The organism is Pseudomonas cremoricolorata DSM 17059 = NBRC 16634 (assembly GCF_000425745.1).
GTDB lineage: Bacteria > Pseudomonadota > Gammaproteobacteria > Pseudomonadales > Pseudomonadaceae > Aquipseudomonas > Aquipseudomonas cremoricolorata.
This window is the reverse complement of record NZ_AUEA01000008.1, coordinates 1-13,169: the sequence shown is the minus strand read 5'-3', so window position 1 is coordinate 13,169 and position 13,169 is coordinate 1. Positions and strand designations below refer to the sequence as shown.

12 protein-coding genes are annotated in these 13,169 nt (G+C 64.9%); 4 read left to right on the top strand and 8 right to left on the bottom strand.

Features of this window, described 5'->3' with window-relative positions:
- The first annotated feature begins 328 nt into the window (after positions 1-328).
- From mdtD to yccS, 4 genes are all read left to right on the top strand, one after another.
- Complete coding sequence (mdtD, locus tag H618_RS0110210) at positions 329-1,756, top strand: multidrug transporter subunit MdtD (protein ID WP_028694970.1); 1,428 nt, start codon at positions 329-331, stop codon at positions 1,754-1,756.
- 112 nt (positions 1,757-1,868) lie between these two features.
- Positions 1,869-3,206, top strand: a complete 1,338-nt coding sequence (gene dbpA, locus H618_RS0110205; protein ID WP_245586775.1) for an ATP-dependent RNA helicase DbpA — start codon at positions 1,869-1,871, stop codon at positions 3,204-3,206.
- Between the two features lie 33 nt (positions 3,207-3,239).
- Positions 3,240-4,421 carry a BaiN/RdsA family NAD(P)/FAD-dependent oxidoreductase gene (locus H618_RS0110200; RefSeq protein WP_028694968.1) on the top strand — a complete coding sequence of 394 codons (1,182 nt, stop codon included), beginning with the start codon at positions 3,240-3,242 and terminating at the stop codon, positions 4,419-4,421.
- A gap of 99 nt (positions 4,422-4,520) precedes the next feature.
- A complete protein-coding gene (gene yccS / locus H618_RS0110195) occupies positions 4,521-6,719 on the top strand; it encodes a YccS family putative transporter (RefSeq protein ID WP_028694967.1) in 2,199 nt (732 codons plus the stop codon).
- Here yccS and H618_RS0110190 read toward each other — a convergent pair.
- The 8 genes from H618_RS0110190 to H618_RS0110155 form a co-directional block, all read right to left on the bottom strand.
- Positions 6,704-7,006, bottom strand: a complete 303-nt coding sequence (locus tag H618_RS0110190; RefSeq protein WP_028694966.1) for a winged helix-turn-helix domain-containing protein — start codon at positions 7,004-7,006, stop codon at positions 6,704-6,706. The genes yccS and H618_RS0110190 overlap by 16 nt on opposite strands.
- Positions 7,007-7,019: 13 nt before the next feature.
- Positions 7,020-7,520 carry a M48 metallopeptidase family protein gene (locus H618_RS0110185; protein WP_028694965.1) on the bottom strand — a complete coding sequence of 167 codons (501 nt, stop codon included), beginning with the start codon at positions 7,518-7,520 and terminating at the stop codon, positions 7,020-7,022.
- Positions 7,521-7,694: 174 nt separating this feature from the next.
- On the bottom strand, positions 7,695-8,759 hold the full coding sequence (gene fba, locus H618_RS0110180; RefSeq protein ID WP_028694964.1) for a class II fructose-bisphosphate aldolase: 1,065 nt from the start codon (positions 8,757-8,759) through the stop codon (positions 7,695-7,697).
- 106 nt (positions 8,760-8,865) lie between these two features.
- Positions 8,866-9,189, bottom strand: a complete 324-nt coding sequence (locus H618_RS0110175) for an MliC family protein (RefSeq protein WP_028694963.1) — start codon at positions 9,187-9,189, stop codon at positions 8,866-8,868.
- A gap of 46 nt (positions 9,190-9,235) precedes the next feature.
- On the bottom strand, positions 9,236-9,454 hold the full coding sequence (locus H618_RS0110170) for a hypothetical protein (RefSeq protein ID WP_028694962.1): 219 nt from the start codon (positions 9,452-9,454) through the stop codon (positions 9,236-9,238).
- Positions 9,455-9,486: 32 nt separating this feature from the next.
- Positions 9,487-10,650 carry a phosphoglycerate kinase gene (locus H618_RS0110165; protein WP_028694961.1) on the bottom strand — a complete coding sequence of 388 codons (1,164 nt, stop codon included), beginning with the start codon at positions 10,648-10,650 and terminating at the stop codon, positions 9,487-9,489.
- 12 nt (positions 10,651-10,662) lie between these two features.
- Positions 10,663-11,724, bottom strand: coding sequence for an erythrose-4-phosphate dehydrogenase (epd, locus tag H618_RS0110160; protein ID WP_028694960.1), 1,062 nt, complete (start codon positions 11,722-11,724; stop codon positions 10,663-10,665).
- A 134-nt stretch (positions 11,725-11,858) separates the two neighbouring features.
- A partial coding sequence (locus H618_RS0110155) for a transketolase family protein (protein ID WP_028694959.1) occupies positions 11,859-13,169 on the bottom strand: 1,311 nt, incomplete at its 5' end.

Genomic DNA, 13,169 nt, shown 5'->3' with positions numbered 1-13,169 from the left:
TCTGCATCGAGGAACCTGCGGTTGACATGCTGGTTCCCCCCTTCCATCCCCCGAAAGGAGAGCCCACGCTCTCCTTTTTTGTTTCTTCACTCCGGTATTCGTCTTGCGCCGGAATTCGTGGACCCTTACAGATATCCAATAGAGTCATCGGCCCGACGCGCAGGTCAAAGTCTGGCGCTGCGGGCACAGCTTGCCGCTGAGCACTTGACGCCCGATTCCGCCGCAACCCTGCCCTTCCAGCAGATCGCCCGTCGACCCAGGCGAAAGCCCAGGTCTTCTGCCGAGTGGGCTGATTGCAAGAAACTCATTGCCCAAGCCGAGGACCCCCATGCCCGAACGCGCCCCGCTGGACCCCACCACCGCCCGCTGGCTGCCCTGGGTGGTCGCCATCGCGTTCTTCATGCAGTCGCTGGACGGCACCATCCTCAATACCGCACTGCCGTCGATGGCCCGCTCACTGGATGAAAACCCGCTGCGCATGCAAGGGGTAATCATCGCCTACATGCTCACCGTGGCACTGCTGATTCCGGCCTCGGGGTGGATCGCCGACCGTTTCGGGACCAAGCGCATATTCTTCAGCGCAATTTTGCTGTTCAGTTTCGGCTCGTTGCTGTGCGCGGTGTCCAACACCCTGCCGATGCTGGTCGCAGCGCGTATCGTTCAAGGATTGGGCGGGGCGCTGATGCTGCCAGTGGGTCGCCTGGTGGTGCTGCGCGCCTATCCGCGCTCGGAGCTGGTGCGGATCATGAGCTTCATCACCATTCCCGGCCTGCTCGGGCCGTTGCTTGGCCCCACCGTGGGCGGCTGGCTGGTGGAAATTCTCAGCTGGCACTGGATCTTCCTGCTCAACCTGCCGGTCGGTGCGCTGGGTTGCTATGCGGTGTGGCGCTTCATTCCCGACCTGCGCGGGGCCGAGCGCACCACGTTCGATGGACCGGGCTTTCTGTTGTTCGGCGCAGCGATGGTGCTGATCACCATCGCCATGGAAGGCCTGGGCGAACTGCACTTGCCGCACCTGCGGGTGATGCTGCTGTTGTTCGCTGGCATGGCGTGCCTGGCCGCCTACTGGCTGCGCGCCGGACGCGACCCCGAACCGCTGTTCTCGCCCAGCCTGTTCCGCGTGCGCACTTTCGCCATCGGCATCCTCGGCAACCTGTTCGCCCGCCTGGGCAGCGGCGCCCTGCCCTTTCTGGTGCCACTGCTGTTGCAGGTGGCGCTGGGCTATTCACCGTCCCAGGCGGGCATGAGCATGATTCCCCTGGCGGCAGCAGCGATGCTGGCCAAATCGGTGGCGCGTCCGCTGATCGAGCGGCTCGGCTATCGCATCATCCTCACCGGCAACACCTTGATTCTCGGCCTGCTGCTGGCAAGCCTGGGCCTGGTCAACGAGCAGACGCCGTACGCGCTGCTGCTGGTGCAGCTGTCGCTGCTCGGCGCGGTCAACTCGTTGCAGTTCACGGCGATGAACACCGTCACCCTGATCGACCTCGACGACGCCAGCGCCAGCAGCGGCAACAGCCTGTTGTCGGTGGTCGCGCAGCTGTCGTTGAGCCTGGGCGTGGCTTGCGCCGGCGCCCTGCTTGGCGGTTTCACCACTGCTGGCAATGGCGATGGCGTGGAAAGCACCTTGGGCGCGTTCCAGCTGACCTTCTTCACCATCGGCCTGATGGCCATGCTGGCAGCAGCGATCTTCCTGCAACTGGCGCCGACGGACGGAAGGCGTGCCCGTCGTCCGGAACGAGACATCGAGTCGTAGGGCCAAGGGCCACGAGGCTGGTAGACTGTGCGGCATTTTTCGCTTCGCAGCACAGGCCCGTCTCGTGACCACCCAATCCTCCGCTTTCGCCACCTTGCCGTTGTCCGCCGCCATGCTGGCGAACCTCGACGCCTTGGGTTATTCCGCCATGACCCCGATCCAGGCGCAAAGCCTGCCGGTGATCCTGCGCGGCCTCGACCTCATCGCCCAGGCCAAGACCGGCAGTGGCAAGACCGCCGCCTTCGGCATCGGCCTGCTCAACCCGATCAACCCGCGCTACTTCGGCTGCCAGGCGCTGGTGCTGTGCCCGACCCGCGAGCTGGCCGACCAGGTCGCCAAGGAGTTGCGCCGGCTGGCCCGCGCCGAGGACAACATCAAGATCCTCACCCTCTGCGGCGGCGTCTCGCTCGGTCCGCAGATCGCTTCGCTGGAGCACGGCGCGCACATCATCGTCGGCACCCCTGGGCGCATTCAGCAGCACCTCGACAAAGGCACGCTGGTGCTCGATGGCCTCAACACCCTGGTGCTCGATGAAGCCGACCGCATGCTCGACATGGGCTTCTTCGACGCCATCGCCAGCATCATCGGCAAGACCCCAGCACGCCGCCAGACCCTGCTGTTCTCGGCCACCTACCCGGCCGGCATCGAACAGCTGGCCGCCAAGTTCATGCGCAAGCCCGAACAGGTCAAGGTCGAGAGCCAGCACAGCGACAACCAGATCGAGCAGCGCTTCATCGAGATCGACCCGCAGCAGCGCCTCGACGCGCTGACCCGAGTGCTGGGCCACTACCGCCCGCAATCCTGTGTAGCGTTCTGCTTCACCAAGCAGCAGTGCGAAGACGTGGTCGCCCACCTGACCGCCAAGGGCATCGTCGCCCAGGCCCTGCATGGTGACCTCGAGCAACGCGACCGTGACCAGGTGCTGGCGATGTTCGCCAACCGCAGCAGCTCGGTGCTGGTCGCCACCGATGTCGCCGCCCGCGGCCTGGACATCGATGGCCTGGACATGGTCGTCAACGTCGAACTGGCGCGCGATGCCGAGATTCACGTGCACCGCGTGGGGCGTACCGGGCGTGCCGGGGAAAAAGGCCTCGCTGTGAGCTTGGTGGCGCCGGCCGAAGGCCAGCGCGCCCAGGCCATCGAAGTATTGCAGGGCCGGCCACTGCGCTGGGAACAGCTCGATAGCCTCAAGAGCAAGGGTGGCGAACCCTTGCTGCCGGTGATGAGCACGCTGTGCATCGCCGCCGGGCGCAAGGACAAACTGCGCCCAGGCGACATTCTCGGCGCCCTGACCGGCGATGCCGGCATTCCCGGCAAGCAGGTCGGCAAGATCGCCATCTTCGACTTCCAGGCCCTGGTTGCCGTGGAACGAGGGGTGGCCAAACAGGCCCTGCAGCGGCTCAACAGCGGCAAGATCAAGGGCCGGGCGTTGAAGGTACGGATTCTCTGATCGTTCGCCAGCCCACAGTTCAAGGTTCCCAACGTGCTTACCTCTGACGTCATCGTTCTCGGCGCCGGCGCTGCCGGCCTCATGTGCGCCCAGCTCGCCGCCCGCCGTGGGCGCAGCGTGCGGGTGCTCGACCACGCCAACAAACCCGGCAAGAAGATCCTCATGTCGGGTGGCGGGCGCTGCAACTTCACCAACCTGTACACCGAGCCGGGCAACTTCCTCTCACACAACCCACACTTCTGCAAATCGGCCCTGGCCCGCTACACCCAGTGGGATTTCATCGCCCTGGTGAGCAAATACGGCGTGCCGTACCACGAGAAAAAACTCGGCCAGCTGTTCTGCGACAACAAGTCCAGCGACATTCTCGAGCTGCTGCTGGGCGAGTGCGCCGAGGCCGGCGCCGAACTGCGCATGCTCACCGATATCCTGCAGATCGACGCGGTCGAGGGTGGCTATCGGTTGCAGACCAGCGCCGGGCCCATGGCCTGCCAGTCGCTGGTGATCGCCACGGGCGGGCTGTCGATTCCCACCCTCGGCGCCACGGGTTTCGGTTATCAGGTGGCGCGCCAGTTCGGTCATCAGCTGCTACCGACCCGCGCCGGCCTGGTGCCGTTCACCATCACCGAGCCCCAACTCAAGGCACTGTGCAGCGAGCTGTCGGGCACCTCGCTGGACTGTACGGCGAGCTGCAACGGCATGCTGTTCCGCGAGAATTTGCTGTTCACCCACCGCGGCCTGAGCGGCCCGGCGATCTTGCAGGTGTCGTCGTTCTGGGAGCCGGGTGATGTGGTCGAGATCAACCTGCTGCCCGACCGCGATGCCCTCGACTGGCTGCAACAACAGCAACGCGAGCGCGCCAACACCGAGCTCAAGACCGTGCTGGGCGAGGTGTTCACCCGCAAGCTGGCCACGTTGCTGGCCGAGCAGTGGTTCGAGTCGCGCCCGCTGAAACAGTACACCCCAGCGGAACTGGCGCAGATCGCCGAGCGTCTGAGCGCTTGGCAGGTGGTTCCGGCCGGCACCGAAGGCTACCGCACCGCCGAGGTCACCCTAGGCGGCGTGGATACCCGCGAAGTCTCGTCCAAGACCATGGAATCGCTGAAAAGCCCGGGGCTGTATTTCATCGGCGAGGTGCTCGATGTCAGCGGCCATCTGGGCGGTTTCAACTTCCAGTGGGCGTGGGCCTCGGCCAATGCCGCCGCACAGTTCGTGTGAGTCCGGCGCTGTAGCCCAGTTGGTGTAGAGTAGGGCCCCGCAGCAGCACGGAACGCTTCTTGCTGAACGCAACGTTTTCGATCTCAGCCCAGGGCCATCATGTCATCGAGCTCATTTCGCCATTCTCTGCGTCGCCTTTGGGGCCAGGACAAGTTCAGCTACAGCATCAGGGTCACGGTCGCGCTGACCGGCAGCATGGCCTGGTGCTGGTATCAGGACGAAATGAGCCTGCTGATTCCGTTGTTTCTCGGCATCATCGCCAGCGCCCTGGCAGAAACCGACGATGGCTGGCGCGGGCGCCTCAGCGCCCTGCTGGTGACCCTGGGCTGCTTTGCCATCGCTGCACTTTCGGTGGAACTGCTGTTCCCCTACCCCTGGCTGTTCGCTGTCTCACTGGCCGTAGCCACCTTTGCCCTGACCATGCTCGGCGCGCTAGGCGAACGCTATGGCGCGATCGCCTCGGCCACGTTGATTCTTTCGGTGTACACCATGATCGCGGTGGATCAGCGCGGCGGTCAGCTCAGTGATTTCTGGCACGAACCGCTGCTGCTGGTGACCGGCGCCGCGTGGTATGGCTTGCTCTCGGTGCTCTGGCAACTGCTGTTCGCCAACCAGCCCGTGCAGCAGAGCCTGGCCAAGCTGTTCTTCGAACTGGGCCGCTACCTCAAGCTCAAGGCCGCGCTGTTCGAACCGGTGCGCAACCTCGACCTGGAAGCCCGTCGGGTCGAGCTGGCGCATCAGAATGGCAAGGTGGTGGCCGCGCTGAACGCTGCCAAGGAAATCATTCTGCACCGGGTCGGCAATGCCCAGCCCAACTCCAAGGTCAGCCGCTACCTGAAGCTGTACTTTCTCGCCCAGGACATCCACGAGCGCGTCAGCGCCTCGCACTATCCGTATAACGCCCTGGCCGAGACCTTCTTCCACAGCGACGTGATGTTCCGCTGCCAGCGCCTGCTGCGCCAGCAAGGCTCGGCCTGCCAGCGCCTGTCCCATTCGATACGCCTGCGCCAGCCGTTCGACTACGACACCCAGTTCGCCGAAGCCCTGGAAGACCTGCATGCCTCGCTGGATTTTCTGCGCGGGCAGAACAACCCGGCCTGGCGCGGCCTGCTGCGCTCGCTGCGGGCGCTGGCGGCCAACCTGGCGACCCTCGACCGCCTGCTGGCCGCAGCGAGCAACCCCGACAGCCTCGCCGATGCCAGCGACAGCAGCCTGCTGGACCGCTCGCCGCGCACCTTGCAGGACGTCGGCAAGCGTCTGCGCACGCAACTGACCCCAACCTCGCTGCTGTTCCGCCACGCCTTGCGCCTGTCCCTGGCGCTGCTGGTGGGCTACGGCATGGTGCATCTGATTCACCCAAGCCAGGGCTACTGGATCATCCTCACCACGCTGTTCGTCTGCCAGCCCAACTACGGCGCCACGCGGCGCAAGCTGGTGCAGCGTATCTTCGGCACCGCGGTCGGCCTGACCGTGGGCTGGGCGCTGTTCGATCTGTTCCCAAGCCCGCTGGTGCAGTCGATGTTCGCCGTGGTCGCCGGGGTGGTGTTCTTCGTCAACCGCACCAGCCACTACACCTCGGCCACTGCGGCGATCACCCTGATGGTGCTGTTCTGCTTCAACCAGATCGGCGATGGCTACGGCCTGTTCCTGCCGCGCCTGTTCGACACCCTGGTCGGCAGCCTGATCGCCATCCTCGCGGTATTCCTGTTCCTACCTGACTGGCAGGGCCGCCGGCTGAACAAGGTGCTGGCCAACACCCTCACCTGCGCCAGCCTGTACCTGCGCCAGATCATGCAGCAGTACGCCGAAGGCAAGCGCGACGACCTGGCCTATCGCCTGGCCCGGCGCAACGCCCACAACGCCGACGCCGCGCTGTCTACCACCCTGGCCAACATGCTCATGGAGCCGGGGCATTTTCGCAAAGAGGCGGACGTCGGCTTCCGCTTTCTGGTGCTCTCGCACACCTTGCTTGGCTATTTGTCAGGCTTGGGCGCGCATCGGGAAACGGCACTGCCGGCCGAGGTGCATGAGCAACTGCTCGACGGCGCCGGACAGTCGCTGGCCGACAGCCTCGACGAAATCGCCAACGGCCTGGCGACGCGCACCTCGGTGGCGATCCACAGCGACAGCGAAGACGCCCTGGCGGCGACGCTGGAGCAGATGCCGGAAGAACTCGACGAACACCAACGCCTGGTGCAAACCCAACTGGCGCTGATCTGCCGTCAGCTCGGCCCGCTGCGCACGCTGGCCGGGCATTTGCTCAAACCGGCGTCCCGCACCGCTCAGGTCGAGGGATAGCCGAGCACCTCGCGCAGGGCCGGCAGGTGCTCGACGATCCATTGCCGGTCGATCGCGCCCCAGTCACGGATGCAGTACTGCCCGGCGTGGTTGCGCGCGCCAGCCTGCTGCTCGAATTCGCAGACGATGTCCAGGTCGGCCAGGGCAGCGATGGTGTCCTGCGCCGTACGCCGCGGCATGCCGGTGGCGCTCATCAGCGCCGGCACACTGGCGGCGGTGCCGCTGTCGATCAGCCAGGCGACGTACAACCGGCGATAGAAACTGCTCTTGGTCTTGCTTACCTGCATGGGGTGGTTTTCCTTACACGGTGCCCGGCAGTTCCCGATAGGTCAGGTACACGCGCAGGTCGAATTCCAGTTGATGGTAGTCCGGCTCCATGTGCTGGCAGAGCTGGTAGAACGCCTTGCTGTGGTCACGTTCCTTGAGGTGCGCCAGTTCGTGGACCACGATCATGCGCAGGAACTGCGGCGCCGCGTCCTTGAACAGTGAAGCGATGCGGATTTCCTTCTTCGCCTTGAGCTTGCCCCCTTGCACCCGCGACACCGCAGTGTTCAGGCCCAGGGCACGGTGAGTGAGGTCGAGGCGGTTGTCGAACAGCACTTTATCGACCGCCGGCGCGTTGCGCAGGAATGCCTGCTTGAGTTCCTGCACGTAGGCATACAACGCCTTGTCGTTCTGCACGGCGTGCTGTTCGGCATAGCGCTTCTGCAGGTAGGCGCCTAGGCGATCGCTGGCGATGAGCTGGCGCACCTGCTCTTGCAGGTGCGGGGGGTAGGCTTGCAGGTAGCGCAATACGGTCATGGACGGGGCTTTGAAGGACGTTGCGTTCGCTGGAATGATTCGGGGCTGCTGTGCGGCCCATCGCCGGTGGGCATCAACCCCCGCGATGGACTGCACAGCAGCCCCGATGTGTCTCGCACCTGACATCGACGAACACCCTTGCGCATCACTGCGCGCGCCGAGCCAGGGGCTGTATCAATTGACCTTGGCGGCCAACTCACCACTGGCGTAACGCTGGAACATCGCCTCGAGGGTGATCGGTTTGATCTTCGAAGCGTTGCCGGCAGTGCCGAAGGCTTCGTAACGGGCAATGCACACGTCACGCATGGCCTTCACGGTTTCGGCGAAGAACTTGCGGGGGTCGAACTCGCTCGGGTGCAGGGCCATGTGCCGGCGCATGGCACCGGTGGACGCCAGGCGCAGGTCGGTGTCGATGTTGACCTTGCGCACGCCGTACTTGATGCCTTCGACGATCTCTTCGACCGGCACGCCGTAGGTTTCTTTGATGTCACCGCCGTACTCGTTGATGATCTTCAGCCATTCCTGCGGCACCGAGGAGGAGCCGTGCATCACCAGGTGGGTGTCGGGGATGCGCTTGTGGATTTCCTTGATGCGGTCGATGGCGAGGATGTCACCGGTCGGCGGCTTGGTGAACTTGTAGGCGCCGTGGCTGGTGCCGATGGCGATGGCCAGGGCGTCGACCTGGGTCTTCTTGACGAAGTCGGCGGCCTCTTCCGGGTCGGTCAGCATCTGGCTGTGGTCCAGCGTGCCTTCGGCGCCGACGCCATCTTCTTCACCGGCCTGGCCGGTTTCCAGGCTGCCCAGGCAACCCAGCTCGCCTTCGACCGACACGCCGCAGGCGTGGGCAAAGGCGACGGTCTGCTGGGTGACACGGACGTTGTAGTCGTAGTCGGCCGGGGTCTTGCCGTCTGCCTTCAGCGAGCCGTCCATCATCACCGAGCTGAAGCCCAGCTGGATCGAACGCTGGCAGACGTCAGGGCTGGTGCCGTGGTCCTGGTGCATGCACACCGGGATATGCGGGAATTCTTCGATGGCCGCCAGGATCAGGTGACGCAGGAACGGCGCGCCAGCATATTTGCGTGCACCGGCAGAGGCCTGGACGATGACCGGAGAGTCGGTCTTGTCGGCGGCTTCCATGATGGCGCGCATCTGCTCGAGGTTGTTGACGTTGAAAGCTGGAACGCCGTAACCGAACTCGGCGGCGTGGTCCAGCATCTGGCGCATGCTAATGAGTGCCATTGTGTATCTCTCTCCCGACAAGCGTCGTTATATCGTGCAAACCTGCCGCGTGGGGCGGTTGCTGTTCATGTTGTGTGGGCCGCGTGCAGTATGCCAGCCCGGCCATTCACGGTGCCTTGCAGCCCCGCCCAATCAGATCATCGGTGGCGACCCAGTACACCAGGCCTTCATCACCCTTGGTGTGCATCGCCAGCACACCGTCGCTGTACAACGTGCCCGAGCCGCTGGGCTCGGCCTGCAAGCGGTAGGCGCGACTGCCCAGGCGTACATCCATGGCGTTGCGCGAGGCGTCGGTGAAACGCCACAGCACTTCGGTCTGGCTGTCGCAGACCCAGCGGGTCCAGTTATCCGCCACCGAAGGTGCGGACGGTTGCAGCAGCGAGCAGCCCGCCAGTGTCGCCAGGGCCGTGGCGGCCATCAGCGCTTTCATCAGCCTTTCCTCTTGCAGCTCGTCCAAGCCGGTTGCCCTGAATCGCTCAGGGGCACCCGGGCGCCTGACGTTGATGTTCGTCGTCGTACTTTTCCAGCCCATCAGGGCCGAGTCGTTTGTTGATCACCGGTACCGTCTCGGCCTGCCACTGCGACTGATAGCAGCCACCCTTCGGCTTGCCAGCCGGTTCAGCATCAGGCGCGGCGCTGCTCGAACAACCGGCGAGCAGTCCGAGCAGGATCATCACAGGCAATTGCTTGACCATCAGGTCGCTCCCTTTGCCAGGCGCCAACCGCCTCAGCCCTTGGCCCGCTGTTCCAGAACCTCGACCGCCGGCAGCACTTTGCCCTCGACGAATTCGAGGAAGGCGCCGCCGCCGGTGGAAATGTAGGAGATTTCAGCACTGACGCCATATTTATCGATCGCCGCCAGGGTGTCACCACCACCGGCAATAGAGAATGCCTGGCTATCGGCGATGGCCTTGGCCAGCACCTCGGTGCCCTTGCCGAACTGATCGAACTCGAATACGCCGACCGGGCCATTCCACAGAATGGTCTTGGACGATTTCAGCAGTTCGGCGAAGTGCGCTGCAGTCTGCGGACCGATGTCCAGGATCATGTCGTCGGCAGCCACGTCGGCGATGGCCTTGACCGTGGCCTCGGCGCTCTCGGCGAATTCCTTGGCGACCACCACATCGCTGGGCAGCGGCACGTTGACCTTGGCGGCGATGGCCTTGGCGGTCTCGACCAGGTCGGGCTCGTACAGCGATTTGCCCACCGGGTGGCCGGCAGCGGCGAGGAAGGTGTTGGCGATGCCGCCACCGACGATCAGCAGGTCACAGACGCTGCTCAGGCTGTTGAGCACGTCGAGTTTGGTCGACACCTTGGAGCCGGCGACGATCGCCGCCATCGGCTTGGCCGGCGCCTTCAACGCCTTGCCCAATGCATCCAGCTCGGCGGCCAGCAACGGGCCCGCAGCGGCGACTTTGGCGAACTTGGCCACGCCATGGGTCGAACCCTCGGCGCGGTGTGCGGTGCCGAAGGCATCCATGACGAACACATCGCACAGCGCAGCGTACTGCTGGGCCAGCTCATCGGCGTTCTTCTTCTCGCCCTTGTTGAAGCGCACGTTCTCGAACAGCACCACTTCACCCGGCTTGACCTCGACGCCGCCGAGGTAGTCGGCCACCAGCGGCACGTCGCGGCCCAGCGCCTTGCTCAGGTAGTCGGCGACAGGCTTGAGGCTGTTCTCGGCCGAGAATTCACCTTCGCTCGGGCGACCCAGGTGCGAGCAGACCATCAGCGCCGCGCCTTTTTCCAGCGCCAGCTTGATGGTCGGCAGCGCGGCCTGAATGCGCGCGTCGCTGGTGACCACACCGTCCTTCACAGGCACGTTGAGGTCTTCGCGGATCAGTACGCGCTTACCGGTCAGGTCGAGGTCGGTCATCTTCAACACGGTCATCAATGCGGTCCTTCAGGGATGTTGAGTGCAGGTTGGGTGGACGACGCGCAGAAAGTGATCGGCGACGTCGAGCATACGGTTGGCAAACCCCCATTCGTTGTCGAACCAGGCCAGCAGGTTCACCAGGCGTGGGCCTGAAACGCGGGTCTGGCTGGCATCGACGATGGCCGAATGCGGGTCATGGTTGAAATCGCAACTGGCGTGCGGCAGTTCGGTGTAGGCCAGCAGGCCTTGCAGCGGGCCGCTCAGGGCTGCATCACGCAGCACCTGATTGACCTCGGCAGCGCTGGTATCGCGCGCGGTCTGCAAGGTGATGTCCAGGCACGACACATTGACCGTCGGCACACGTACCGCTTTGGCCTGGATTCGCCCGGCAAGTTCCGGAAGCAGCCGCTCGATACCGCGGGCAAGGCCGGTGGACACCGGAATCACCGACTGGAATGCCGAGCGGGTACGGCGCAGGTCTTCATGGTGATAGGCGTCGATCACCGGCTGGTCGTTCATCGCCGAATGGATCGTGGTGATCGACACGTACTCGATGCCGAACGCCTGATCCAGCACGCGCAACAGCGGCACGCCGCAGTTGGTGGTGCACGAGGCGTTGGAGACCAGCCGCTCGCGGCCGGTCAGGCAATCCTGGTTGATGCCGTAGACCACCGTGGCGTCGACGTCGGCCTCGCTGGCCATGGGCTGGGAGAACAACACCCGCGGCGCGCCGGCATCGAGAAAACGCTGGCCGTCGGCGCGCGAGGTGTAGGCACCGGAGCACTCCAGCACCAGGTCGACATCCAGAGCCGCCCAGTCGATGCCTTCGGGGGTGGCGCTGCGCAGCACTTTCACGCAGTCACCATTGATATGCAGACAATCGCCATCGACCTTCACCTCGCCGGGAAAACGGCCATGGGTGGAGTCGAAGCGCGTCAGGTATTCCAGGCTGGCCTGGTCGGCCAGGTCATTCAGGGCCACGATCTCGAAGCCCGCCTTGGCCCCCCGCTCGAACAATGCGCGCAGGACACAGCGGCCGATGCGGCCATAACCGTTGAGTGCAACTTTGTAGGGACGCTGGTGGGACATTGGAAACTCACGGGGTTGGCGTCTGGTGGTGCGAGGCCCCATCGCGGCTAAGCCGCCCCAGCAGGGCCCCACACGGACTCGACAAGAGGCGGCAGCGTCTGAATTGGGACGGCAAACGCCGCCCCAACAGGGCCTCAGTCTTCCAGCAGTTCCTCAGCCACCGCCAGCACGTTGTCCAGGGTGAAACCGAACTCCTCGAACAGTGCGCTGGCCGGGGCCGATTCACCGTAGGTGGTCATGCCGATGATGCGACCGTCCAGGCCGACGTACTTGTACCAGTAGTCGGCGTGCGCCGCTTCGATGGCGATGCGTGCACCGACTTCTACCGGCAGCACCGACTGCTTGTAGGCAGCGTCCTGGGCGTCGAACACGCTGGTGCACGGCATCGACACCACGCGGACCTTGCGGCCCTGGGCGCTGAGGGCGTCGAACGCCTGCACCGCCAGGCCGACTTCCGAGCCGGTGGCGATGAGGATCAGCTCCGGCTCGCCGGCGCAGTCGCGCAGCACGTAGCCGCCTTGGCTGATCTGCGCGATCTGCTCGGCGCTGCGCGCCTGATGCTGCAGGTTCTGCCGCGAGAAGATCAGCGCCGACGGGCCGTCGTTGCGCAGCAGCGCCTGCTGCCAGCACACCGCCGATTCCACGGCATCGGCCGGGCGCCAGGTGTCGAGGTTGGGGGTGGTGCGCAGGCTGGTCAGTTGCTCGATCGGCTGGTGGGTCGGGCCGTCTTCGCCCAAGCCGATGGAGTCGTGGGTGTAGACGTGAATCACCCGCTGCTTCATCAGCGCCGACATGCGCACCGCGTTGCGTGCGTATTCCATGAACATCAGGAAGGTCGCGCCGTATGGCACCAGGCCGCCGTGCAGGGCCAGGCCGTTCATGATCGCGGTCATGCCGAATTCGCGCACGCCGTAGAACAGGTAGTTGCCGCTGGCATCAAGGGCCTCGACGCCCTTGCAACCTTTCCACAGGGTCAGGTTGGAGGCGGCCAGGTCCGCCGAGCCGCCGAGCAGTTCTGGCAGCAGCGGGCCGAAGGCGTTCAGGGTGTTCTGGCTGGCCTTGCGGCTGGCGATGGTTTCGCCCTTGGCGGCGACTTCCTGGACGTAGGCGGCGGCTTTCTCGGCGAAGTCGGCCGGCAGCTCGCCCGAGCTGCGGCGCTTGAACTCGGCAGCCAGCTCAGGATGGGCCTGGGCATAGGCGTCGAAGCGCTGGTTCCACTCGGCTTCGGCCTTGGCGCCGGCGTCTTTGGCGTCCCACTCGGCGTAGATCTCGGCGGGAATCTGGAAAGCCTCGTGGCTCCAGCTCAGGCCTGCGCGGGTCAGCACGATCTCGTCGGCACCCAGGGCGGCGCCGTGGGACTCTTCCTTGCCCTGCTTGTTCGGCGAGCCGAAACCGATGATGGTCTTGCAGCAGATCAGGGTCGGACGGTCGCTCTTGCGCGCGGT

Bases quoted from the DNA above. Each gene is read 5' to 3' on its own strand.
- dbpA (WP_245586775.1), top strand. From the start codon at position 1,869: ATGCTGGCGAACCTCGACGCCTTGGGTTATTCCGCCATGACCCCGATC.
- yccS (WP_028694967.1), top strand. From the start codon at position 4,521: ATGTCATCGAGCTCATTTCGCCATTCTCTGCGTCGCCTTTGGGGCCAG.
- H618_RS0110185 (WP_028694965.1), bottom strand. From the start codon at position 7,520: ATGACCGTATTGCGCTACCTGCAAGCCTACCCCCCGCACCTGCAAGAG.
- H618_RS0110165 (WP_028694961.1), bottom strand. From the start codon at position 10,650: ATGACCGTGTTGAAGATGACCGACCTCGACCTGACCGGTAAGCGCGTA.
- H618_RS0110175 (WP_028694963.1), bottom strand. From the start codon at position 9,189: ATGAAAGCGCTGATGGCCGCCACGGCCCTGGCGACACTGGCGGGCTGC.
- H618_RS0110170 (WP_028694962.1), bottom strand. From the start codon at position 9,454: ATGGTCAAGCAATTGCCTGTGATGATCCTGCTCGGACTGCTCGCCGGT.
- H618_RS0110190 (WP_028694966.1), bottom strand. From the start codon at position 7,006: ATGCAGGTAAGCAAGACCAAGAGCAGTTTCTATCGCCGGTTGTACGTC.
- mdtD (WP_028694970.1), top strand. From the start codon at position 329: ATGCCCGAACGCGCCCCGCTGGACCCCACCACCGCCCGCTGGCTGCCC.
- epd (WP_028694960.1), bottom strand. From the start codon at position 11,724: ATGTCCCACCAGCGTCCCTACAAAGTTGCACTCAACGGTTATGGCCGC.
- fba (WP_028694964.1), bottom strand. From the start codon at position 8,759: ATGGCACTCATTAGCATGCGCCAGATGCTGGACCACGCCGCCGAGTTC.